The sequence below is a fragment of the Acidovorax sacchari genome, from assembly GCF_042847045.1.
GTDB lineage: Bacteria > Pseudomonadota > Gammaproteobacteria > Burkholderiales > Burkholderiaceae_C > Paracidovorax > Paracidovorax sacchari.
Genome location: NZ_AP035783.1, coordinates 2090666 through 2111390, shown reverse-complemented (window position 1 = coordinate 2111390; position 20725 = coordinate 2090666). Strand labels below are relative to the sequence as shown.

General features: G+C 69.4%; 19 protein-coding genes and 6 tRNA genes. 9 read left to right on the top strand and 16 right to left on the bottom strand.

Annotated elements, in window-relative coordinates; all coding sequences use genetic code 11:
* The first annotated feature begins 236 nt into the window (after positions 1 to 236).
* Positions 237 to 803: a hypothetical protein gene (locus ACGHC0_RS09630; protein WP_415268063.1), complete on the top strand. Its 567-nt coding sequence runs from the start codon at positions 237 to 239 to the stop codon at positions 801 to 803.
* Between the two features lie 49 nt (positions 804 to 852).
* On the top strand, positions 853 to 2058 hold the full coding sequence (locus ACGHC0_RS09625; RefSeq protein WP_415268062.1) for a DUF72 domain-containing protein: 1206 nt from the start codon (positions 853 to 855) through the stop codon (positions 2056 to 2058).
* 42 nt (positions 2059 to 2100) lie between these two features.
* On the opposite strand, the gene ACGHC0_RS09620 is transcribed toward ACGHC0_RS09625, so the two are convergent.
* The 15 genes from ACGHC0_RS09620 to folC all read right to left on the bottom strand — a co-directional run bounded on the left by ACGHC0_RS09620 (position 2101) and on the right by folC (position 14060).
* Positions 2101 to 3606: an MFS transporter gene (locus ACGHC0_RS09620; protein ID WP_415268061.1), complete on the bottom strand. Its 1506-nt coding sequence runs from the start codon at positions 3604 to 3606 to the stop codon at positions 2101 to 2103.
* Positions 3603 to 4823: a multidrug effflux MFS transporter gene (locus tag ACGHC0_RS09615; protein WP_415268060.1), complete on the bottom strand. Its 1221-nt coding sequence runs from the start codon at positions 4821 to 4823 to the stop codon at positions 3603 to 3605. The genes ACGHC0_RS09620 and ACGHC0_RS09615 overlap by 4 nt, the downstream gene beginning before the upstream one ends.
* An 87-nt stretch (positions 4824 to 4910) precedes the next feature.
* Positions 4911 to 6122, bottom strand: coding sequence for a DUF1624 domain-containing protein (locus ACGHC0_RS09610; protein ID WP_405045342.1), 1212 nt, complete (start codon positions 6120 to 6122; stop codon positions 4911 to 4913).
* A gap of 94 nt (positions 6123 to 6216) precedes the next feature.
* A tRNA-Asp gene (locus ACGHC0_RS09605) sits at positions 6217 to 6293 on the bottom strand.
* Positions 6294 to 6344: 51 nt separating this feature from the next.
* Positions 6345 to 6420, bottom strand: a tRNA-Glu gene (locus ACGHC0_RS09600).
* 33 nt (positions 6421 to 6453) lie between these two features.
* Positions 6454 to 6529: transfer RNA gene (locus tag ACGHC0_RS09595), tRNA-Ala, on the bottom strand.
* A 74-nt stretch (positions 6530 to 6603) separates the two neighbouring features.
* Positions 6604 to 6680: transfer RNA gene (locus tag ACGHC0_RS09590), tRNA-Asp, on the bottom strand.
* A gap of 52 nt (positions 6681 to 6732) precedes the next feature.
* Positions 6733 to 6808: transfer RNA gene (locus ACGHC0_RS09585), tRNA-Glu, on the bottom strand.
* A 33-nt stretch (positions 6809 to 6841) separates the two neighbouring features.
* Positions 6842 to 6917, bottom strand: a tRNA-Ala gene (locus ACGHC0_RS09580).
* A 67-nt stretch (positions 6918 to 6984) separates the two neighbouring features.
* Positions 6985 to 8433, bottom strand: a complete 1449-nt coding sequence (gltX, locus tag ACGHC0_RS09575) for a glutamate--tRNA ligase (RefSeq protein ID WP_415268059.1) — start codon at positions 8431 to 8433, stop codon at positions 6985 to 6987.
* Positions 8430 to 9665 carry an O-succinylhomoserine sulfhydrylase gene (locus ACGHC0_RS09570; protein WP_368354995.1) on the bottom strand — a complete coding sequence of 412 codons (1236 nt, stop codon included), beginning with the start codon at positions 9663 to 9665 and terminating at the stop codon, positions 8430 to 8432. The genes gltX and ACGHC0_RS09570 overlap by 4 nt, the downstream gene beginning before the upstream one ends.
* A 15-nt stretch (positions 9666 to 9680) precedes the next feature.
* Positions 9681 to 11186, bottom strand: coding sequence for an amidophosphoribosyltransferase (purF, locus tag ACGHC0_RS09565; RefSeq protein WP_368354994.1), 1506 nt, complete (start codon positions 11184 to 11186; stop codon positions 9681 to 9683).
* Positions 11187 to 11286: 100 nt separating this feature from the next.
* Complete coding sequence (locus ACGHC0_RS09560) at positions 11287 to 11775, bottom strand: CvpA family protein (protein ID WP_011794992.1); 489 nt, start codon at positions 11773 to 11775, stop codon at positions 11287 to 11289.
* Positions 11776 to 11796: 21 nt separating this feature from the next.
* Entirely contained in the window at positions 11797 to 12702 is a 906-nt protein-coding gene (locus tag ACGHC0_RS09555) for an SPOR domain-containing protein (RefSeq protein ID WP_415268058.1), read from the bottom strand.
* Between the two features lie 32 nt (positions 12703 to 12734).
* On the bottom strand, positions 12735 to 14060 hold the full coding sequence (gene folC / locus ACGHC0_RS09550) for a bifunctional tetrahydrofolate synthase/dihydrofolate synthase (protein ID WP_368354992.1): 1326 nt from the start codon (positions 14058 to 14060) through the stop codon (positions 12735 to 12737).
* Positions 14061 to 14095: 35 nt separating this feature from the next.
* Between folC and ACGHC0_RS09545 the strand changes: the two genes are divergently transcribed.
* The 6 genes from ACGHC0_RS09545 to ACGHC0_RS09520 all read left to right on the top strand — a co-directional run bounded on the left by ACGHC0_RS09545 (position 14096) and on the right by ACGHC0_RS09520 (position 18776).
* Positions 14096 to 14494 carry an ArsC family reductase gene (locus tag ACGHC0_RS09545; protein WP_405045341.1) on the top strand — a complete coding sequence of 133 codons (399 nt, stop codon included), beginning with the start codon at positions 14096 to 14098 and terminating at the stop codon, positions 14492 to 14494.
* A gap of 132 nt (positions 14495 to 14626) precedes the next feature.
* Positions 14627 to 15277, top strand: coding sequence for a glycine zipper 2TM domain-containing protein (locus ACGHC0_RS09540; protein WP_368354990.1), 651 nt, complete (start codon positions 14627 to 14629; stop codon positions 15275 to 15277).
* Positions 15278 to 15416: 139 nt separating this feature from the next.
* Entirely contained in the window at positions 15417 to 15734 is a 318-nt protein-coding gene (locus tag ACGHC0_RS09535) for a pyrimidine/purine nucleoside phosphorylase (protein ID WP_368354989.1), read from the top strand.
* Positions 15735 to 15794: 60 nt separating this feature from the next.
* A complete protein-coding gene (gene argG, locus ACGHC0_RS09530; protein WP_107132630.1) occupies positions 15795 to 17138 on the top strand; it encodes an argininosuccinate synthase in 1344 nt (447 codons plus the stop codon).
* A 150-nt stretch (positions 17139 to 17288) separates the two neighbouring features.
* Entirely contained in the window at positions 17289 to 18209 is a 921-nt protein-coding gene (gene sigJ / locus ACGHC0_RS09525) for an RNA polymerase sigma factor SigJ (RefSeq protein ID WP_415268057.1), read from the top strand.
* A gap of 96 nt (positions 18210 to 18305) precedes the next feature.
* A complete protein-coding gene (locus ACGHC0_RS09520; RefSeq protein ID WP_368354988.1) occupies positions 18306 to 18776 on the top strand; it encodes a carboxymuconolactone decarboxylase family protein in 471 nt (156 codons plus the stop codon).
* Positions 18777 to 18801: 25 nt separating this feature from the next.
* Here the strand turns inward: ACGHC0_RS09520 and ACGHC0_RS09515 are convergent, their stop codons facing one another.
* On the bottom strand, positions 18802 to 19692 hold the full coding sequence (locus ACGHC0_RS09515) for a LysR family transcriptional regulator (RefSeq protein WP_415268056.1): 891 nt from the start codon (positions 19690 to 19692) through the stop codon (positions 18802 to 18804).
* Between the two features lie 107 nt (positions 19693 to 19799).
* On the opposite strand from ACGHC0_RS09515, the gene ACGHC0_RS09510 reads away from it, so the two are divergent.
* Positions 19800 to 20696: an MBL fold metallo-hydrolase gene (locus ACGHC0_RS09510; RefSeq protein WP_415268055.1), complete on the top strand. Its 897-nt coding sequence runs from the start codon at positions 19800 to 19802 to the stop codon at positions 20694 to 20696.
* Positions 20697 to 20725: the final 29 nt, after the last annotated feature.

Sequence of the window (20725 nt, the reverse complement as noted above, 5' to 3'; positions counted from 1 at the left end):
ATAGCGGCCGCAGACACCCGGCGCGCAGCCCCGGTGCCGTCGGCGTCCTCCACACTTCGTGACAACTGCAACGAGGCCCCCATCGGACCTGCCAGGACAATGGGCGCGTCTCCATCGCCGCTGCCTGCATGCCCCTGCCCACTCCGCCGCCCAGCCAAACCTGCACTGCGCCCCGCCCCGTACAACCGTGCAGGCGGCATGCCGCAGCAACGGCTGTCCTGCTCCTTGCCGCCACCATGGCATATGCCCAGCCGCAGGCATCCGCACGGGCCCGTGACCATTCCCGCCCGCATGCGGACGCGATCCGCAAGGTGGACGTCAGCGCCTACCTGCTCGCGCGCGACGGGCTGGGGGCGCAGCTCATCGAAGAGTTCTGCGACCGGGATCCGATACGGCACATCGCGGTGCGCTACGCGGACCTGCTCGGCCAAGGCGACGAGCAGGCCGTCGTGGAGGCCACCACTTGCGCGATGGGCAACGGCGGTGCGGACATCACCGAGGTGTTCCGCAGGCTGCCCGACGGCAGGCTGGCCTCCCTGCCGATCGACGACACGGGCTACCAGGGCGCCGACCTCTACGAAGGCCAGCGCCGCACCCCGCGGCTCGAAGTGCAGCGCAGACGGCTCACCCGCTGGTTCGTCCGGTACGGAGAGAGCGCAGAAGGCGGCGCGCCGAAGATCCGCAGAACCATCACCTATCGCTGGTCGCGCGACCGCTTCGTCATCGACTCCGTGAAGGATGGCACCATCGGGGCCAGCGGTCCCGCCATGGCGGACCGCGGTGCAGCCGCGCCGCCCCGATAGCCACCGATCCCGTTTCGAACCGCGCCGGTGCTTCCGGCAGACTCCACCCATGCAAGAGTCCCTCTTCGGCGACGACGAGCTTCCTCCCCCGCCGGCACCTGCGCCGGCAGCGGCCCCGTCCGCAGCAACAGAGGAAGCACCCGCCAGTCCCCGCCGCCCGCCCAGGACGGGCGGCGGCGTCCACCCCATCGAACCCACCCCAGAACTGCTGGCCCTGGCCGCCGCCCTGCCCCCGCAGCTGCGGCTCGGCGGCTCCTCCTGGAGCTACCCTGGCTGGAAAGGCCTGGTCTGGGAAGGCGAGCACTCCGAATCCACGCTGGCGCGCCAGGGCCTGGCCGCCTATGCGCGGCATCCGCTGATGCGCACCGTGAGCATCGACCGCGGTTTCTACAAGCCCCTGACCGTGAGCCAGTATGCGGGCTATGCCTCGCAGGTGCCCGACGACTTCCGCTTCATCGTGAAGGCGCCCAGCCTCGTCACCGATGCACTGGTGCGCGCCGAGGACGGCCGGGGGCGTGCGCCGAACCCGGCGTTTCTCGATCCTGCGCTGGCGCTGCAGGAGTTCGTGGCGCCCGCGCTGGAAGGCCTGGGGGCCAAGATCGGGGCGCTGGTGTTCCAGCTGAGCCCGTTGCCGCCAGCGCAGCTCCATCGCCTCGAAGGCACCATCGCCCGCATCGGCGCACTGCTGCGCGCCATGCCGCCGCTCGCGCCCACCGCGCCGGACGGCGTGCTGGCCGTGGAAGTGCGCGATCCCGAGTGGCTGTCGCCGGAATACGAGCCGCTGTTCGCCGAAGCCCTGCTCTCAGCCCGCGCGACCTACTGCCTGGGGCTGCACGCCAAGATGCCGCCGCTCGAAGAGCAATTGCGGTTGCTGCGCAGGCTCTGGCCGGGCCCGCTGGTCTGCCGCTGGAACCTCAACCCGGTGCACGGCGCCTACGGCTATGAAGAGGCCGAAGCGCTCTACAGCCCGTTCGACCGCATCGTCCATCCCGCGCCGGAGGTGCATGCGCTGCTGGCGCGCACGCTGGCGGGCATCACCGGCAGGGGGCAGAACGCGTTCGTCGCGATCAGCAACCATGCCGAGGGCTGTGCGCCGATCACCATCCGCACGCTGGCGGGCGAGGTCGCCGCGTTGCAGGGCTATCGTTCGCCTTCCGATGCCGGCACGCAAAGCGACGCGAACCGGAACGCAGGCGCCGGACCGGAATCCGGTGACAACGCTGGCAACGGATCCGGCAACGCTTCCGCGATCTGACGGCGTGCGGTACAGCGGCGGCCTCACCCGCCAAGCGCACCATCAGTGACCTGCGCCCCGTCCTCCGGCTGCCCTCGCCGGCCCCAGGCGCAGCACGCTGCATACGCCTGCCACGACGGCACTGCCCGCGGCGAGCCAGAATGCCACCGTTTCCGCATGGCCGCCATGCGTGCCCTGGATCGCGAAGATCACCGCGAGCAGCACGGCGCCCAGCGTCTGGCCCGTGAGCCGGGCGGTGCTCAGCATGCCGCCGGCGGCACCCGAACGCTGCAGCGGCGCGGACGTGACGATGGTGTGGTTATTGGGCGACTGGAACAGCGCGAAGCCCACCCCGCACAGCGCCATGCGCCACACCACGCCAAGCGCGCCCGCATCCTGCGGCATCCCGGCCAGCGCCGCCAGCCCCAGTGCCAGCATGGCCATGCCGATGCCGCCCAGGAGGCCATCCGATACCCGGCCGATCAGGCGCCCTGCGAGCGGCGCGACGGCCACGATGGCCAGCGGCCAGGGGGTGATGAGCAGGCCGGCCTCGGCATGCGAGCGGCCGTGCGCCTCCAGCAGCAGGAACGGCAGCGCCAGGAACGCCAGCATCTGCGCGCAGAAGGCGGCGACCGAAGCACCCATCGACAGGGAAAACACCGGGATGCGCAGCAGGTCCACCGGGAACAGCGGCGTCTCGCCGCGGCGATCGGCCCGCACCTGCCTGCGCAGGTACATCGCCCCGACAACCAGTCCCGCCACCAGCATCAGCACAGGGCCCAGGGACAGTCCGCCCGTCCCGCCCTGCACGCCCAACTGGTCGCCGCCGATGAACACCAGCGCGAACATCAGCATGTTGAGCCCGACGTCGAGCACGGAAAACCGCGCACCCGCCTTCACCCCCTGCGGCGGCGGTGGATTGAAGGGCAGCGCGCGCCGTCCGAGCCAGAGCGTCGCCACCCCCAGCGGGAGGTTGATCGCGAACAACATCGGCCAGGACGACACCGAGAGGATGGCGGCCGCCACCGAGGGCCCCGCCACCGACGAGGCCGCGACGACCAGCGAATTGAGCGCCAGCCCCTGCCCCAGCCGCGCGCGCGGATAGATCATGCGCACCAGCGCCGCGTTCACGCTCATGATGCCCGCCGCACCCAGGCCCTGCACGGCCCGCGCCGCGATCAGCACCTCCAGCGACGACGCCAGCATGGCGCCCAGGGACGACACCGCGAACAGGCCCATGCCCAGCAGGTACACCCGCCGGTAGCCGATGCGCTCCCCGAGCGCGGCTAGCGGCAGCAGCATGCCGAGCGTGGCGATCTGGTAGGCGTTCACCACCCAGATGGCCTGTGGCGCGCCGGCCTGCAGTTCCCGGGCGATGGTGGGCAGCGCGAGGTTCATGATGCTGCCGTCCAGCACCGCGACGGCGATGCCGAGGATGATCACCAGCATCGCCCTCCCGCGCTCTGGAGGCTCCAGCCCGTCGGCCACGCCTGCAGGCCGCGACGCTGCGGCTTCCGCGGCGCTGCCCTGCCCCGCGCCGGGAGCCGTGCCAGTTGTCGCGCCGCTCATGCCCGGGCTCCCCGGCGGCCCCGGCCGGGCGCCACGCGGGCGCGGCCCAGCGTGGTCCAGCACAGCGCCGTGCCGAGAAACGCCCCGGTCGCCATCCCCGCGACCATCGGCAGCGGCCGGCCGTCGGCGAACAGCCCCACCAGCCCCATCGCCACGGCACCCGTGAGCATCTGCAGCGTGCCCATCAGCGCAGAGGCCGTGCCGGCGATCGCGCCGTGCTCCTCCAGCGCCAGCACCGAGGTCGTGGGAATCACCAGCCCCATGAGTGCGCTCGCCATGAAGTACAGCCCGACCAGCACCGCGAGCCGGTCACCGCCCAGCAGGTAGTAGCCGAGCATCACGGCCATCACCGCGGACGAGGCGGTGGCCGCCACCTTCACGATCGGCTCCAGCCCGAAGCGGGCGGCCAGCATGCCGTTGAACTGCGCCATGACGAAAAACGCCGCGGCATTGAACGAGAACGCCAGGCTGTACTGCGTGGGGGTGAGCCCGTAGTGGTTGATGAGCACGAAGGGCGAGCCCGCCAGGTACACGAAGAAGCCCGCCATCGCGCAGCCGCCGATGAACACCAGGCCCAGGTAATGCGGGTCGCGCAGCAGCAGGCCGTAGCCCCGCAGCGCACTGCCCAGGGTACTTTGCGTCCTGTCCGCGGCGGGCCGGGTCTCGGCGAGCGCGAAGCGCACCAGCAGCAGTCCGGCCAGCGCGGCGATCGCCACCGCCCAGAACACGCCACGCCAGCCCGCGAGAGCGATCACGCCGCTGCCGGCGAGCGGCGCCAGCAATGGCGACACGCTGAACACCAGCATCAGCAGCGACATCAGCCGTGCGGCCTCGTGGCCCGTGTGCAGGTCCCGCACCACGGCGCGCGGCACCACCATGCCCGCGGCCGCACCCAGTCCCTGCAGGAAGCGCAGCACGAGCAGGGTCTCGATGGTGGTCGCCAGCGCGCAGCCGACGCTCGCCACGGTGAACAGCACCAGCCCGAAATAGAGCGGCGGCTTGCGCCCGGCCATGTCCGACAGCGGGCCGTAGAGCAACTGGCCCACGCCGAGCGAGAGGAAGAAGGCCGTCAGGCTCCACTGCACCGCGCCCACGGGCGCACCCAGGCCATGCCCGATCTCGGGCAGCGCAGGCAGGTACATGTCGATCGCGAAGGGGCCGATGGCGGAAAGCAGGCCCAGTACCAGGGCCATGCGCAGGAAAGGCGAAAAAGGCATCCCGCATTGTCGCCAGGAGCAAAGCCCCGCGCCGGCCCCCGCCGAAGCGCGCGCGCGAATGCCCCTGTGCGGAAAGCGTGGCCGGCTCTACAGGAACCGCAGCCAGGCCAGGTCTTTTCGCCGCGCCTTGAAGGCCCCGAACGCACGCACCGGCCCGTAGAGCAGCGCGGCCAGCACGGCCGTGCAGAGCCACACCTGCCACACCGCGTCGAAACCGAAATAGCGTCCCTGGTTGGGCCCCCAGATTCCCAGCGCGCCGAGGTAGAGCACCTTCAGCACGTACAGGTGCAGCACATAGAAGAACATGGGCGCGGCCCCGAAGGCCACCAGCACCCGCAGCCACCCCGACCGCGCCGGCACGCGCTCGAAGGCGGCGAGCAGTGCCAGGCCGAGCCCCAGGGTCAGCGCCACGAAGAGCAGCGAGGGCGGGTACTTCGTCACGTTCAGGAAGCCCATCACGGTCTCCAGCGGCGTGGCCCCCACGGCCCGGGGATGGTCGCCATAGGCGTTCAGCCACCGCAGCGCGGCGAACAGCGCCAGCGCACCCATCGACCAGGCCACCAGACGGCGGCGGCGCTGCCCCGCGTCTGCCCCGGCGGTGAACCAGGGGCCGGCGGCATACCCCAGCGCGATCACGCCGATCCAGGGCAGCAGCGGATAGGACGTGCGCATCCGCAGGCCGTCGCCCACGGCGAGCCACCCCCGGTCATGCAGGATGGACCACGGCACGTGCAACACGTGCCCTGCGGGAAAATGCACGCCGTCGAGCAGGTTGTGGCCTGCCACCAGCAACAGCCCCACCGCCACGAGCACGCCGCGCGGCAGCCATAGCAGCAAGGCCAGCGCCAGCATGCTCAGGCCGATCACCCAGATGACCTGCAGATAGATCACCTGCGGCGGCCATTGGAAGGTCCATGCGAAATTCACCACCGTGAGTTCCAGCGCCACCAGGAAGAGCCCGCGCTGCACGAGGAACACCGTGGCAGCCCGGCGTCCGTCCGGCTGGCGGCTGCCGTAGAGGAAGGCGGACAGCCCTGCGAGAAAGATGAAAACCGGCGCACACAGGTGTGCCAGGACGCGGTTGAAGAACAGGGCCGGCGACGTGTCCGCCAACACCATGGGATCCGTGACCTGGTGGTGCATGAAGAACGTCTCGCGCACGTGGTCGAGCAGCATGAACACGATCACCAGGCCGCGCAATGCATCGATGGACACCAGCCGGGACGTGGCCGATGCGGCGGAGGCCAGGCGCGCGTCGGATGGCGCGGAGGACAGCGGAGGAGCGGACGTGAGCGACACTGGGCAGGACGGGTCAGGAACAAGAAAAAAGCCGCAACGATGGCTCGCTGCGGCTTCTATTCATTCAGGCGCGGCACAGGCCGACCCGGTTGACTGGCGGAGTGGACGGGACTCGAACCCGCGACCCCCGGCGTGACAGGCCGGTATTCTAACCAACTGAACTACCACTCCTGGCAGACAGCGTTTCACCTGCATTCTCGTGCAGGCCAAGTGCCGTGAACTTGGCGACCCTACGGGGATTCGAACCCCGGTACTCACCGTGAAAGGGTGATGTCCTAGGCCTCTAGACGATAGGGTCAAAACCTGGGAACTTCCGTTCTCAAAAAAAGTTTGGTGGAGGTAAGCAGGATCGAACTGCTGACCTCTTGCATGCCATGCAAGCGCTCTCCCAGCTGAGCTATACCCCCGTATTCCGGCAAGGCCTTGCGGCATCACCAAAAATATCGACCTTTGCGCGAACCACCTGCAAAGGCTTTGAATCTGGCGGAGTGGACGGGACTCGAACCCGCGACCCCCGGCGTGACAGGCCGGTATTCTAACCAACTGAACTACCACTCCTGGCAGGCGGCTGTTTTGCTTGCAACTTCATGCAAGCCAAGTGCCACGAACTTGGCGACCCTACGGGGATTCGAACCCCGGTACTCACCGTGAAAGGGTGATGTCCTAGGCCTCTAGACGATAGGGTCAAAACCTGGGAACTTCCGTTCTCAACTCAGAATTGGTGGAGGTAAGCAGGATCGAACTGCTGACCTCTTGCATGCCATGCAAGCGCTCTCCCAGCTGAGCTATACCCCCACTTCGATGCCGTCGATATTGTTATTTATCGTCGTCATCTCCTGAGCCTTGAATTATAGACAGGTTTTCAGGCCGTTCGCAATCTCGCTGCAATTTTTTCGCGTCCGAGCAGTTCGAGCACCGCGTCGACCGACGGCGTGTGCGCCGTGCCCACGGTGAGCACGCGCACCGGCATCGCCAGCTGCGGCATCTTGAGGCCCTGCACGGCCAGCACTTCCTTGAAGGCGGCGGCGATGCTGGCCTTGTCCCAGGCGCACTGCGCGAGCGCGTCCGAGAGCGCGGCGATCGCGGGTTTCACGGCATCCACCACGTGCTTGGCGCGCTCCTCTTCATTGGGCGTCACCTCACCATAGAACACGTGGGCCCAGTCGGCCAGCGCCACCAGCGTGTCGCAGCGGTCCTTGAAGAGCGCGCAGATGCGCGGCAGCCGCCCGTCCTCCAGATCGGCCTGCGCAATGCCGCGGGCCGCGAGGCGTGGGGCCACCAATCCGGCCAGGCGCTCGTCGGAAGTGGCCTTCAGGTGCTGGGCGTTCACCCAGCGCAGCTTGGCCTCGTCGAACTGCGCCGCGCTGCGGCCCAGGTGGTCCAGGTCGAACCATTCCAGGAACTGCTCGCGCGAGAAGATCTCGTCGTCGCCATGGCTCCAGCCCAGGCGCGCGAGGTAGTTCACCATCGCCTCGGGCAGGTAGCCTTCGTCGCGGTACTGCGTGACGGGCTTGGCGCCGTTGCGCTTGCTCATCTTCTCGCCCTGCTCGTTGAGCACGGTGGGCAGGTGGGCATACACCGGCGGCTCCTTGCCGAGCGCGCGGAAGATGTTGATCTGGCGCGGCGTGTTGTTCACGTGGTCGTCGCCGCGGATCACGTGGGTGATGGCCATGTCGATGTCGTCCACCACCACGCAGAAGTTGTACGTGGGCGTTCCGTCCGGGCGCGCGATGACGAGGTCGTCGAGTTCGTCGTTCTGGATCTCGATGCGGCCCTTGACCTTGTCTTCCCAGGCCACCGAGCCGCCGACGGGGTTGCGGAAGCGCAGCACCGGCTGCACGCCCTCGGGCACCGGCGGCAGCGTCTTGCCCTCTTCCGGGCGCCACGTGCCGTCGTAGCGCGGCTTCTGCCTGGCCTGCATCTGGCGCTCGCGCAGCGCGTCGAGTTCCGCCACGCTCATGTAGCACGGGTAGACCAGGCCCTGCGCCTGCATCTGCGCCAGCACTTCCTTGTACCGGTCCATGCGCTGCATCTGGTAGAACGGGCCTTCGTCCGGGTCCATGCCCAGCCACTGCATGCCTTCCAGGATGACGTCGACCGCGGCCTGGCTCGAACGCTCGAGGTCGGTGTCCTCGATGCGCAGGATGAAGTCGCCGCCCGTGGCGCGCGCGAATGCCCACGGGTAGAGCGCCGAGCGGATGTTGCCCAGGTGGATGAAACCCGTGGGCGACGGCGCGAAACGGGTGCGCACGCGCTGCTGCGCGCCGCCCGAAGAAGAGGAAGAAGAAGCAGGGGAAAGGCTTTGGCTCATTGCAGGGTATCCAGGCCGCGCGCGAGGTCGGCCTTCAGGTCTTCGATGTGTTCCAGGCCCACGGCCACGCGGATCAGCCCCTGGCCGATGCCGGCCGCCTGGCGCTGCGCCTCGGTCAGGCGCCCGTGCGAGGTGCTCGCGGGATGGGTGACGGTGGTCTTCACGTCGCCCAGGTTGGCGGTGATGCTGCACACGCGGGTGCTGTCGATCACGTGGAAGGCGCTGCGGCGTGCCGCATCGGCATCGCCCTGCGACTTCACGTCGAAGGAGAGCACCGCGCCGCCCAGGCCGGATTGCTGGCGCATCGCCAGTGCATGCTGGGGATGCGAGGCGAGGCCCGGGTAATGGACGCGCGCCACGCCGGGGTGCGCCTGGAGCCACGTGGCCAGGCGCAGGGCATTGTCGGCCTGGGCACGGACGCGGATGGACAGTGTCTCCAGCCCCTTGAGCACCACCCAGGCGTTGAAGGGCGACAGGTTCATGCCCGCGCTGCGGATCATGGGGCCGAGCTTGTCGTCGATGAGCGAGCGCGGGCCGCACACGGCGCCGGCCATGACGCGGCCCTGGCCATCGAGGAACTTGGTGCCGGAATGGATGACGAGGTCGGCGCCCCACTTGGCAGGCTGCTGCAGGGCGGGCGAAGCGAAGCAGTTGTCCACGGCCAGCAGCACGCCGGCCTCGCGCGCGATCGCCGACAGCGCTGCGATGTCGCACAGGTCGGTGAGCGGATTGGTGGGCGTCTCGGCGAACATCAGGCGCGTCGCGGGGCGCAGCGCGGCCTTCCAGGCGGCGGCATCCGTCTGCGGCACGAAGGTGGTCTCGACACCGAAACGCGAGAGCTCGCCGCCGATCAGCTTGATGGTGGAGCCGAACATCGACTGCGAGCACACCACGTGGTCGCCCGTCTTGAGCAGCGCCAGGCACATGAGCAGGATGGCAGACATGCCGGTGGCCGTGCCGATCGCCGTCTCGGTGCCCTCCATGGCGGCCAGCCGCCGCTCGAAGGCCGTCACCGTGGGATTTGCCGTTCGCGTGTAGGTGTAGCCGTCCTCCTCGCCCGCGAAGCGCAGCGCGGCGGTCTGCGCATCGGGCTGAACGAAGCTGCTGCTCAGGTAGAGCGCTTCGGAATGCTCCCCGTACTGGCTGCGCGGGATGGATTCCCGCACGGCGAGCGTGTCGGGGTGCAGGCCTTCCGGAAGTCCCCCGGTGCCGTTCGTTCTGTCGTGGGCCATGGCGTCGTGTCTCCCTCAGGCGTCCTGGGCGTTCGGCAGGGCCAGGCGGGAGGTGTCCTCTTCCTGTTCTTCCTTGCCGACGCGGCCTTCGTTCAGGCGCGCGATGTCCTGCGCAGTGATGTCGCCCGTGACGTACACGCCGTCGAAGCACGAGGCGTCGAAGCCCTCGATGCCGCCGTTGAGCGAGCCCACGGCCTTCTTCATGGCGTTCACGTCCTGGTAGATCAGCGCGTCGCAGCCGATGGCCTGGCGCACTTCCTCCACCGTGCGGCCATGCGCGACCAGCTCGTTGCTGGTGGGCATGTCGATGCCGTACACGTTGGGATAGCGCACCGGCGGCGCGGCGCTGGCGAGGTACACCTTGCGCGCACCGGCGTCGCGGGCCATCTGCACGATCTCGCGCGAGGTCGTGCCGCGCACGATGGAGTCATCCACCAGCAGCACGTTGCGGCCCTTGAATTCGCTGGCGATCACGTTGAGCTTCTGGCGCACGGACTTCTTGCGCACGCCCTGCCCCGGCATGATGAAGGTGCGGCCGACGTAGCGGTTCTTCACAAAGCCCTCGCGGTACGGGATGCCGAGCAGGTGCGCGAGCTGCGTGGCGCTCGGGCGGCTGGACTCGGGGATCGGGATGATCACGTCGATCTCGTTGGGCGGCACCGTGGAGACCACGCGCTTGGCCAGGGCCTCGCCGAGGTTCAGGCGCGCCTGGTAGACGGAGATGCCGTCCAGCACGGAGTCGGGCCGCGCGAGGTACACGAACTCGAAGATGCACGGATTGAGTTGCGGCGCCTGCGCGCACTGGCGGGCGTGCACGGTGCCGTCGGGCGTGATGAACACGGCCTCGCCGGGCTGCACGTCGCGCTCGAAGACATGGTTGGTGCCTTCCAGCGCCACCGATTCGCTGCCCACCATCACCGTGCCGTCCGCGCTGCGGCCGATGCACAGCGGGCGGATGCCGTGGGGATCGCGGAAAGCCAGCAGGCCATGGCCCGCGATCAGCGCGATCACGGCATAGGAGCCCTTCACGCGCCGGTGCACGGCGGCCACCGCGTTGAAGACGTCCTCGACCTGCAGCGGCACGCCGCGCGTGGCGCGCTCGAGCTCGTGCGCGAACACGTTGAGCAGCACCTCGGAATCGCTCTCCGTGTTGGTGTGGCGGTGGTCGGTGGAGAACAGCTCGGCCCGCAGCGACTGGGCATTGGTGAGGTTGCCGTTGTGCACCAGCACGATGCCGAACGGGGCATTCACGTAGAAGGGCTGGGCCTCTTCCTCGCTGTAGGCGTTGCCTGCCGTGGGATAGCGCACCTGCCCCAGGCCCACCGTGCCGGGCAGCGCGCGCATGTTGCGGGTGCGGAACACGTCGCGGACCATGCCCTTGGCCTTGTGCATGAAGAACTTGCGTTCCTGCTGCGTGACGATGCCCGCGGCATCCTGCCCCCGGTGCTGCAGCAGCAGCAAGGCGTCATAGATCAGCTGGTTGACGGGAGCCGTGCTGACCACACCGACGATTCCACACATAGTTAGCGTTCCATCCAGATGCGGGCCTGGCCCGCGATATCCCAAAAACCCGCCGCGGCGTCCTTTGCAGGGATGGCCGCCGCGCACGAAACAAACACCGTCACCCGGGCAGGTGCCGCCCGAGCGTTTCCGGCAGCGCCGGCTTCAGCACCGCCAGCATCCCGGTCCATATGGGGACCGTTGCGGACTCTTTCCACCATGCCGCCTCGTGGATCGGCGTCCACAGGGCCACGAGCGTGGCGGCCAGCAGCAGCACCAGGCCGCGCAGCAGGCCGAACGCCGCGCCGAGCGTCCGGTCCGCCGGCCGCAGGCCGATCGCCTCGATCAGCTTCTTGGCCAGCCATGCGACGAACCCGCAAGCGAACACCGTGCCCACGAAAACCAGCAGGAAGCCCGCCGCATGGCGGATGGAGCCGGCCGATTCCGAGATCGGCAGCAGCGCCGCCGCATCGGCAGCCCACCACTGGGCCACGAAAAACGCGACCACCCAGCCCGCCAGCGACAACACCTCGTACACCAGCCCGCGCCAAGCCCCCAGGAGCAGGGAGGCCAGCAGCGCCGCCACGAAGATCCAGTCCAGCGCCGCCATGCCGCCCCCGCTCCACGCGGGCTACAGCGCAAGCACCGAGGCCGAGAGGCCCAGGCCCTTGATGCGCGCCGCGGCCTTGTCCGCCTCCGCCTTGCTGGCGAAAGGCCCGACCCGCACCCGCGTGCGCTTGCCGTCCTTGGTATCCACCACCTGGGTATAGGTCTTGAGCCCTGCTCGCTCGAGCGACTGCCGCACTTCGCGGGCCTTGTCGCCATCTGCGAAAGCGCCGACCTGCACGATCAGGCGCGCGCCGTCATCACCCTTGGGCGCGGCCGCAGACCCCTCGCGGCCTTCGAGCAGCGCACGGGCACGCGCCGCGTCGTCGCGGGGAGCGGCAGCAGGAGCGGGCGCGGCCGGGCGTGCCTCGGCCACTGCGGGTTTGGTCTCGGACCGGGTTTCGTGGGCGGGCTTCGCCGGCTTGGCTTCGGGTTTCGAGGCCGCGGCACGGCTGTCGGCATGGTGGGTTTCCTGCCGCGGTGCCGCAGCAGGAGCCGGTGCCGGAGCGGGTGCCTGGGGCGCCTGCGCAGCGGCGCTGCGCGACGGCTGGATCACTTCCTCGCCATCGGACAGGCCCGCCGTGGCCGGGGGGGCTGCAGGGGGCTTCGCGGCGGTGCCCGCGGCCGCCGGAGCGGACGCCGCCTGGGCCGCCTCGGGCACGACCAGGGGCGCCACCTTGTTGCGGTCGGGAATGTCGATCGGGATGTCCACGGGGATGGGCCGCGGCTGGGTGTCGAACAGCATCGGGAAGCCCACGATGCCGGCCAGCACGAGGACGGCCGCACCGATCAGGCGATGGCGGGCACGCCGCCGCATCGCCTCGATGCTTTCCGCGGCCTGGGCGGCGCCTCCGCGCGACCGCTTGGCGGGCTTTGCGGGCTGCTCGGGCTGCTCCTTGCGGCCGGGCCAACGAAACTTGAAAAATGCCATGGATGCAGTGCGGGGAGTGCGCTGTCGGATGCTCAAGTGCCCAGGTGCTTGGCCTGCAGGCGGGGCGTTCCGTGGTGCAGCACACCGCCGACCGTATAGAAGGAGCCAAAGACCACGATTCTATCAGTCGGCTCCGCTGCAGCCACGGCCGCCTGCAGCGCCTGCCACGGGTCCGGGTGCAGGCTGGTGCGCACTTCGCGGCGCCCGCCCGCGACGATCTGCAGGGCATTCCACTTCTGCTGCAGGGCAGCGGCGGTTTCGGCGCGCGGCGTCGGCAGGTCGGTGAAGTACCAGCGGTCCACCAGCGGGCCGATGCGGGCCAGCATGGGAGCGAGGTCCTTGTCGGCCATGGCGCCGAACACCGCGTGCGTGGTCGGGAAAAAGCCCATCGCGTCCAGGTTGGCAGTGAGCGCCGCCACCGAATGCGGGTTGTGGGCCACGTCGAGCACCAGGGTGGGCTGGCCCGGGACGATCTGGAAGCGCCCCGGCAGCTCCACCATGGCCAAGCCGGTGCGCACGGCCTGGGCCGTGATCGGCAGCCGGTCGCGCAGCGCCTCCAGGGCGGCCAGCACGCCGGAAGCATTGACCAGCTGGTTGGCCCCCCGCAGCGCCGGGTAGGCCAGCCCGGCATAGCGACGGCCCCGCCCTGCCCAGGCCCACTGCTGCTTGTCGCCGGAAAAATTGAAATCCTGGCCGAACTGCCACAGGTCGGCCCCGAGGGCGCGCGCGTGGTCCAGCACGCTTTGCGGTGCCATGGGGTCGCTGACGATGGCGGGACGGCCCGGCCGCATGATGCCGGCCTTCTCCCGGCCGATGGATTCGCGGTCCGGCCCCAGGAATTCCGTGTGGTCGATGTCGATGCTGGTGATGACCGCGCAGTCGGTGTCCACGATATTGGTCGCGTCGAGCCGGCCGCCCAGGCCCACCTCCAGGATGGCGACGTCCAGGCCCGCCTGGCTCATGAGGCGCAGGATGGCGAGCGTGGTGAATTCGAAGTAGGACAGGGACACTTCCGCGCCGTCCTGCGTTCTCGCCGCCTCCACGGCCGCGAAGTGCGGGACCAGGTCGTCCGCCCCGACGCTCTCGCCCCGGATGCGACAGCGCTCCTCGAACTTCACGAGGTGCGGCGAGGTATAGACACCGGTGCGATAGCCCGACTGCAGCGCCACCGCCTCCAGCATGGCGCAGGTGGAACCCTTGCCGTTCGTGCCGGCCACCGTGATGACGGGACAGGCAAAGTGCAGCCCGAGCCGGCGCGCCACCTCGCCCACCCGCTCCAGGCCCATGTCGATGGTTTTCGGGTGGATGCGTTCGCAATGGGCCAGCCAGCCGTCCAGGGTGTCGAAAGTGGTGTGCATAGAGCCGGCGATTGTCGCCGAGGCGGCGTTGCAGGATGATCGGGCGCATGAGTACCCCCACCCCCATCGTCTATGGCATTCCCAACTGCGACACGGTCAAGAAGGCACGCACGTGGCTCACGGAGCACGGCGTCGAGTACCGCTTCCACGACTTCAGGAAACAGGGCGTTCCTGCGGAGCGCCTCGCCGCCTGGATGGCGTCGCTGGGCTGGGAGCCCCTGGTGAACCGCCAGGGCACCACCTGGCGCAAGCTGGACCCGCAGGCCCAGGCCGCAGTGCGCGACGCGGCCAGCGCCGCCACGCTGCTGCAGGCGCAGCCCAGCGCCATCAAGCGGCCAGTGGTGGAATGGGCGGGCGAAGCCGGCGGCGAGGTGACGGTGGGCTTCCAGGATGCCCGATGGAACGAACGGCTCGCGGCCGCCTCCAAGCAGTGACACGGCAACCGCTCCACCGGAAAGACACCGAACTTTACGGAGTTTTACGTGCCCCCTCCGGCGGCTTCACGGCCGGCGCCTAAACTTTTCTGCAGGCCGGAGCGTTGTATGCCGACCGAAAGGAGCTTCTCCATGAAAAAGACCATCGTCTGGACCGCCCTCGCCGCCCTGGCGGCCGCCGCAGCCACGAACGCGAGCGCCCAGGAACAGGGCCGGGTGCTCTCCGCCACGCCGGTCACCCAGCAGGTCGCCATCCCGCAGCAGGTGTGCGGCAACGAGACCATCTATTCCGAATCCCGTCCCACGGGGGCCGGCGCCGTGCTGGGCGCGGTCGCCGGCGGTGCCGCCGGCAATGCCATCGGACATGGCGGCGGCCGGGTCGCCGCCACCGCCCTGGGCCTGATCGGCGGCGCGATACTGGGCAACAACATCGAGGGCAGCCGCCCCGAGTACCAGAACGTCACGCGCTGCACCAACCAGACGCATTACGAGAACCGGGTCGTGGGCTACGACGTGCTGTATGAATATGCAGGCCGGCAGTACACCACGCGCACCCAGCACGATCCGGGCGCCTGGATCCCGCTGAGCGTGCAGCCCCTGGCGAGCGCACCGCGCGCTCCGGTGTACGGCAGCACCACGACGACCTATGTGCAGCCCGGCGTGGTGGTGTCCACGCAGCCCGGCCCGCCCGCGTACGTGACGCCGCCGGCCGCCACGGTGATCGAGTACCGCGACGCCTACGGGCGGCCCTACGGCCCTCCGGGCGACCCGTACTGGCGCTGAACGCGCCGCGCCCCGCCGCGACGAGGAGCCTTCGGGCTCCTTTTTCATGCCCGCGCCCGGAATGGACGCGGCCGCGGACGCTCTAGAATCTTCGGCTTTCGCCCTCCATCCTCCCCTTTTCCCAAAGAGCAGCGCATCCATGACGACCGAAAAGATCGACGGCGTGTCCGTCACCACCCGAGCCAACGTGTACTTCGACGGCAAGTGCGTGAGCCACGGCATCACCTTCCCCGACGGCACGAAGAAGTCGGTCGGCGTGATCCTGCCCGCCACCCTCACCTTCAACACGGGCGCGCCGGAGATCATGGAATGCGTGGGCGGTGCCTGCGAGTACCAGCTGGACGGCACCGATGCCTGGGTGAAGTCCGGGGAGGGCGAGAAGTTCAGCGTGCCCGGCAACTCGAAGTTCCAGATCCGCGTGGCCGAGGCCTACCACTACATCTGCCACTTCGGCTGAGCCGCGGCCGAGCCCGTTTCCGCTGACGCACCGACGCACCCGACAAGACCCGAGATTTCCATGGCGACCATCCTCCAGAACCTCCCCGCCGGCCAGAAGGTCGGCATCGCCTTCTCCGGCGGCCTCGATACCAGCGCGGCCCTGCGCTGGATGAAGAACAAGGGCGCCCTGCCCTACGCCTACACCGCCAACCTGGGCCAGCCCGACGAGCCCGACTACGACGCCATCCCGCGCAAGGCCATGGAATACGGCGCCGAAAAGGCCCGCCTGGTCGATTGCCGCACGCAACTCGCCCATGAAGGCATCGCCGCCCTGCAGGCCGGTGCCTTCCACGTGCGCACCGCCGGCGCCACCTACTTCAACACCACGCCGCTGGGCCGCGCCGTCACGGGCACGATGCTGGTGGCCGCCATGAAGGAAGACGACGTCCACATCTGGGGCGACGGCTCGACCTTCAAGGGCAACGACATCGAGCGCTTCTACCGCTACGGCCTGCTGACCAACCCGTCGCTCAAGATCTACAAGCCCTGGCTCGACCAGCTCTTCATCGACGAGCTGGGCGGCCGTGCCGAGATGTCGGCCTTCATGACGAAGGAAGGCTTCGGCTACAAGATGAGCGCCGAGAAGGCCTACTCCACCGACTCCAACATGCTGGGCGCCACGCACGAGGCCAAGGACCTGGAGTTCCTGAACAGCGGCATCCGCATCGTGAACCCGATCATGGGCGTCGCTTTCTGGAAGGACGACGTGGTCGTCAAGGCCGAGGAAGTCTCGGTGCGCTTCGAGGAAGGCCAGCCCGTGGCCCTGAACGGTGTCGAGTTCAACGACCCGGTGGAGTTGTTCCTGGAAGCCAACCGCATCGGCGGCCGGCATGGCCTGGGCATGTGCGACCAGATCGAAAACCGCATCATCGAGGCCAAGAGCCGCGGCATCTACGAGGCCCCCGGCCTGGCGCTGCTGCACATCGCCTACGAGCGCCTGGTGAGCGGCATCCACAACGAGGACACGATCGAGCAGTACCGCATGAACGGCCTGAAGCTCGGCCGCCTGCTCTACCAGGGCCGCTGGTTCGACCCGCAGGCCATCATGCTGCGGGAGACCGCCCAGCGCTGGGTGGCGCGCGCCGTCACCGGCACCGTGACGCTCGAGCTGCGCCGCGGCAACGACTACTCCATCCTGAACACCGAATCGCCCAACCTGACGTACGCGCCCGAGCGCCTGTCGATGGAGAAGGTGGAAGACGCTCCGTTCAGCCCCGCCGACCGCATCGGCCAGCTGACCATGCGCAACCTGGACATCGTGGACACGCGCGACAAGCTCGGCGTCTATGCGCAGGCGGGCCTGCTGTCGCTGGGCGGCAATGCCGCGCTGGCGCAACTGGGCGACGACAGCGACCGGAAGTAAGCGAAGGCAGCGCTGTGCCATCCCTGCGGTGGTGCATGCCCTCCCGCATGAAGCCGCCCCGCCGCCAGGCCGGGCGGCTTTTTTTCGCCCGTGAGCACCGGCCGGCACGGTTGCCCGTCACAAACCGGGCTCGCCATTCGTCTTGAGGGCATGACCACCGATTTTTTCCCGATTCCGCCGATGTCCACGCAGGGCTCCGCCCAGGACGGCCATGCCGCCGTGTTCCAGCACCACCGCGCGCGGCTGGGCGCGATCGCCTACCGGATGCTGGGCTCGCGCGCCGACGCCGAGGACGCCGTGCAGGACGTCTGGCTGCGCTGGCAGGCCACGCCCGCCGAGCGCGTCCAGGCGGCGGAGGCCTGGCTCGTCGCCACCACCACGCGCCTGTGCGTGGATCGGCTGCGCTCGGCGCGCGCCGAGCGCGAGGCCTACCGCGGGCCGTGGCTGCCGGAGCCCTGGCTGGGCGCCGAGGCCGCGCCGCCCGCCGATGCGCGCGCGGAACTGGCGGGCGACCTGTCCATCGCCCTGCTCGTGGTGCTGGAGCAACTGACGCCCGACGAACGCGCAGCCTTCCTGCTGCACGACGTGTTCGACAGCGACTACGGCGAAGTGGCGCACGTGCTCGGCCGCAGCGAGGCCGCCTGCCGGCAGCTGGTGCACCGCGCCCGCATCCAGGTGCGCTCCCGCAGGACCCGCTTTTCCGCCACGCCCGAAGCGGGCCGAGCACTGGTCGCGCGCTTTCTGGAAGCCATGCGCACGCAGAGCCATGCCGAGCTGCTCGCGTTGTTTTCGGAGGAGGCGCAGTGGACATCCGACGGCGGCGGCCGCGTGCGCGCGGCCAGCAGGGTGCTGCACGGCCCGCGCGCGCTCGCCCGGCTGGCCGCGGGCATCTGGCGCCGCTACCTGGCGGGGCAACCCATCGAAGCGGCCGAGGTCAATGGCGCACCCGGCCTGATCGTGCGCGAAGCGGACAGCGGCGCCGTGCAGTCGGTCATGGCCTTCGAGACCGACGGCGCGCGCATCCGCGCGATCTATTCGGTCCTCAACCCGGACAAGCTGCGCGGCCTTTGACCGACCCGCGGGCCGGGCGGCACTCGTGCCACACGCGCATTGGCCCTGCGTCCGCTCCATCCCATTCCACCTGTACTTCTCGACGAAAGGCCATTCATGACCACGACCACCTCCCACGCCCCGCGCATCGACCTGCCGCGCCGCCATCCTGCCAGCTACCAGGCGATGTTCGCGCTGCAGAAGCACGTGAACGCCGGCAAGCTGCCCGTGCAGCTGCACGAACTGGTGAAGATGCGTGCCTCGCAGATCAACGGCTGCGCCTTCTGCATCGACATGCACGCCCGCGTGGCGCGCGAGCACGGCGAGAGCGACCGCCGGCTGCACCTGCTGGCCGCCTGGCGGGAGTCCGGCGTGTTCGATGCCCGCGAGTGCGCCGCCCTCGCCTGGACGGAGGCGCTCACGCTGGTGGCCTCTTCGCAGGTGCCCGACAGCGTCTACGACGAAGTACGTGCCCAGTTCACCGAGGCGGAGATCGTGGAGCTGTCGATGGCCATCGTCGCCATCAATGGCTGGAACCGGCTCATGGTCGCGTTCCGCGCGCCGCCGGCAGGGCACGCGGTGCCCTGAGCCTTTTCGGATGCGGCCGCAGCGTCTACCAGCGCGCCCCTGCGAAGCGCTCGGCCAGGAAATCCAGCAGCGCCCGCACGGCCGCCGGCAGGTGGCGGCGCGAGGGATAGAGCGCATAGACCGTGAGCACGGGCGGCTGCCACTGCGGCAGCAGCGCTTCCAGCGCATTGGCAGCGATGCGCGGGCGCGCAAGATAGGCGGGCTGCAGCGCGATGCCTGCGCCGGCCTCGGCGGCGGCCAGCAGCACCACCGCGTCGTTGGCGGTCAGGCGCGTCGTCACGGGCACTTCCACCGACTCGCCGCCCGACGAGAAACGCCACCGGCTGCGGCCATAGGTGGCATGCCCGAGGCAGGCATGGGCGGCCAGTTCGGACGGATGCGCGGGACGCCCCGCGTGCCGCAGGTAGCCGGGTGCGGCCACCAGCACCGATTCGCACGCGGCGAGCGGCCGCGCGATCAGGGCCGGGTCCGGATCGCTGCCGATGCGGATCGCCAGATCGATGCGCGATGCGACCAGGTTCACCGTGCCTTCGCCCGCGTCCAGATCGACCTTGAGGTGGGGGTGCAGCGCCAGGAAATCGCCCAGGGCCGCCGCGAGCTGCGCCGCGCCGAACGAGACGCTGCAGGCCAGGCGCAACTGGCCGCGCAGCGTGCCGTCGGACGGTGCGGTCTCGTCCACCACCTCGGCGGCAATGTCGAGCATCTGCAGGCAGCGCCGCAGGCACTGCTCGCCCGCGTCGGTGAGCGTGACCCGGCGGGTCGTGCGCTGCAGCAGCCGCGCGCCGAGCCAGCGCTCCATCGCTGCGACGTAGCGCGTGACCATCGCGCGCGACATGTCCAGCCGCTCGGCGGTGGCAGTGAAGCTGCCGGTGGAGGCCACGTCGGCGAACACCTGCATGGCAGTGAGTCGGTCCATCGATTCGATCGATCCAGGCAACAAATATGGGCATTCTGCAGGGTTTATTCGATCGATCCAAGAACATACAGTCGACTGCTGTAGCGACTTCTTCAGATGACGACACCATGACTTCCTTGAACGCACACGCCCATTCCCCGTCCCTTCGCACCACCGTGCTCGCCGCCACGCTGGCCGTGTTTTCTTCCGCGTCGCCGGCCGCGCAGCCACTGGCGCTCCAGGTGGTCAACGCACCGGCCACGAGCTTCCTCGTGAACTCGGCCCTGGTCACGGGGCCGAAGGAGGCCGTCGTGATCGACGCAGGCTTCACGCGCGCCGATGCGTACCGCATCGCCGCCAACGTGCTCGACAGCGGCAAGACACTGACCACGGTCCTCGTGAGCAACGCCGACCCGGATTACTACTTCGGCGCGGAAGTGCTGAAGGCGATCTTCCCGCAAGCGAGGGTGGTCGCCACGCCGGCGGTGCGCGAGAGGATCGCCGCCAAACTGCCCGCCAAGGTGGCGTTCTGGGGCCCCAAGATGGGCGCCAACGCGCCCGCGCAGCCGATCGTGCCCGAAGCCCTCGCAGGAGACCGGCTCACGGTGGACGGCGAGGCGATCGAGATCCGCGGCACGACCGGCCCGCTGGCACACCGTCCGTATGTATGGGTGCCTTCGCTGCACGCCATCCTGGGCAACGTGGCCGTGTTCGGCAACATGCACGTGTGGACTGCCGATACGCAGAAGCCCGCCGAGCGCCAGGCCTGGATCGCGCAGCTCGACGAGATGAAGGCGCTGCAGCCGCGCACCGTCGTGCCCGGCCACATGGCCCCCGGCACGCCGCTGGATGCCGGCACGATCGATTTCACGCGCGGCTACCTGGTGAAGTTCGAATCCGCACTGCAGCAGTCCCCGGACAGCGCGGGCGTGGTGCGCGCGATGCGGGAGGCCTATCCGCAGCTCGGCGAGGCGTCGTCGCTCGAACTGGGCGCCAAGGTGCTCAAGGGCGAGATGGCCTGGTAAGCGGCCCGGCGGGTTCGCGCAGCGCGGCC